Genomic DNA, 1620 nt, shown 5'->3' on the forward strand with positions numbered 1-1620 from the left:
ATGTGTTTATCTTTTGATAATGTCACCTTATAATTATCTTTTGATTATGTCACAATAATCTTATGAAAAAAGAGGTGCGATACTTATTGAATGACAAACAGATCAACAGATATCGAGTGTTATCAAATGTAATCGAAGGCAATCTTAAACCTTGTGATGCTGCTAAAACTCTCAATTTGAGTGAACGTCAAGTATACCGCTTAATTAAAGGAGTGAACATTGAAGGCGTGACTTCCCTCATTCACAAGAATTCAAGCAAGAAACCTTCTCATACTTTTGATGATGATTTCAAACAAAACATTTTAGAATTAAGGCGTTCTGACAACTACAAAGATTCTAATTTCACACATTTTAGAGAACTCTTAGTGGAGCGTGAAGGCATCTCCATTAGCTACAATGCTCTTTACACTCTTCTTACTTCCAATGGATTCAAAAGTCCCAAGAAGAGACGTAAATCCAAAAACCACAACAGACGTAAAAGAAAATCCAGACAAGGTATGCTGATACAAATTGATGCAACACCCTTTGAGTGGTTTGAAGGCTCTGTAAAGTATGCTTTGCACGGTGCCATGGATGATGCTACCGGACAAGTTGTCGGCCTTTATATGACCAAGAACGAGTGTCTTCATGGCTATCTTGAAGTTATCAGGCAAATGGTCTTAACTCATGGTGTTCCCACATGTGTTTACAGTGATATGCATACGATATTTAGGTCTCCGATTGCTGGCAAAGTCTCAGTGGAAGAGCAGCTAAAGGGCAAATCCATCAACAAGACACAATTTGGAAGGGCAATGGAAGAACTAGGGGTTTCACTGATTTATGCCAGATCACCACAAGCCAAAGGAAAAGTCGAAAGATTGTGGAATACATTGCAGAGCAGGTTGCCTACGGACCTTAAGATAGCCGGTGTAACCTCAATTGAACAAGCTAACGAGTTTTTAGCAGATTACATCGCATCATTCAATTCCAAATTTGCTGTCGAACCTGAAGAAGCCATATCAGCGTATACTCCGCTACCTGACTATTTGAACCTGGACCACATCTTATGTGTCAAGTTCGACAGAGTTACAGACAACAGCAGCGTTTTTTCGGTCCACAGCAAGCACTTCATGGTTGTCGGTTCACCAGAGCTTCCTGAAGTACCAAAAAAGTCAAAGATACATGTCATTATCAGCACTTCAGCAGGCATCAAGGTAGAGTATCAAGGGAATGTCTATGATACCATCAACTACATTAAACCTAAGAAATCCAATGATTCTAAAGGGAAATCAAAGTCAAAGTACATACCACCTGATGATCACTATTTCAAATATGGGAGTGACAAATTTAAAAAACTCTACTTTGATGAAAGTTATGAAGAAGTGCTGGCGATACTACAAGAGATATTCCTGCGCAAATACGCTTAATATCTTACTCCCAAATCATTTGAGGCTAATCTTTGAACGGTTGAGAAGATTTAAAATGTCAAGGACAAGGTTGCTTGTTCATATATCCTTGACATTTTAAATTGAGCAACTAGAGTTCCCAAGCCTCAAATGGATGGAACACTTAATTATTTACTGACATTTTCAAGAGATAATTAGATTAGTTTTTACTGACATTTTCAAAAGTTATTGACAG

1 protein-coding gene is annotated in these 1620 nt (G+C 38.0%); it reads left to right on the forward strand.

The features are described from left to right. Nucleotides 1-62: 62 nt before the first annotated feature. Nucleotides 63-1406 (forward strand): ISNCY family transposase, encoded by a 1344-nt coding sequence (locus ACKVDP_RS13760; protein WP_409229474.1) that lies wholly within the window; start codon nt 63-65, stop codon nt 1404-1406. The last annotated feature ends 214 nt before the right edge of the window (nt 1407-1620 follow it).

The sequence above is a fragment of the Gudongella ferriphila genome (assembly GCF_046224405.1).
Taxonomy (GTDB): domain Bacteria; phylum Bacillota; class Clostridia; order Tissierellales; family Tissierellaceae; genus Gudongella.